The following is a 772-nucleotide window of genomic DNA, read 5'->3' on the forward strand; positions in this document are numbered from 1 at the left end:
CAGCGTCGCGCCCAGGCTGGTCGCAATGGCCGCGACGCGCTGTTTCGGCGTGGCGTCGCGCCAGGTGACTCGCCCGGCGGGCAGCGCCGGATCGACTGGGCAGTCCCACTGCAAGGCGAACCCGGTGCCCGCCAGCGCCGCTTCTGCGATTTGCCGCGCCGTCAGTGCGGTGGCGACGGTTCCGGTCGTGGCTTCCGCAAAGGGCGCATCCAGCAGTGCGGTGCGACTGTTGGCAGCCACGACAAAAGTTCGAGTCCCAAAAGCCAGCGTCTGCCGAAAGGTCAGCGGTTGCAGATGAAAGACATGGCCGTTGACCACGGCGGCGAACGACTGCGGCAGGTCGCTGGAAAACAGCGCTTCTATCGTAGATTCGCTGGCGGTCGTTAGCGTCGCGGTCCAGCCGTAGCTGTCACGGTCGGCGCTAAGATCCAGCGTTTTGCATCCATCAAGCGGACGATTGTCGGACAGGCGGTATAACAGGCAGTGAGGTTGCATCAGCAGGCTTCTTCGCGTCGTGACTAAAAACGGGCCGCCCAGACGCAGGCGGAAATCATGCGCCGCCAAGGCGTTACGCAAATACAGGCGAAAGGTATCCGCCACCGGCGTCGGCAGGACCGGAGCGGGATAGATAGGCTTTTGCGGGCGCGGCCACACCCACGGCGGGGTGATAAGCCGCCCCCAGCGGGCGCGATAGCGAACCCAAGGCGTTGCCAGGTCGTTCCAGCAGGCGCGGGCGCGGGCCGTCGGCGCGGCCTCCAGCCCCGACCAGCGG

The 772-nt window shown here is 66.3% G+C and carries 1 protein-coding gene; it reads right to left on the reverse strand.

Annotation, left to right across the window (positions count from 1 at the left end; all coding sequences use genetic code 11):
• On the reverse strand, nt 1-772 hold a 772-nt coding region (locus tag CAPSK01_RS17430; RefSeq protein WP_273703983.1), incomplete at both ends, for a hypothetical protein.

It is taken from the genome of Candidatus Accumulibacter vicinus (genome assembly GCF_000584955.1).
GTDB lineage: Bacteria > Pseudomonadota > Gammaproteobacteria > Burkholderiales > Rhodocyclaceae > Accumulibacter > Accumulibacter vicinus.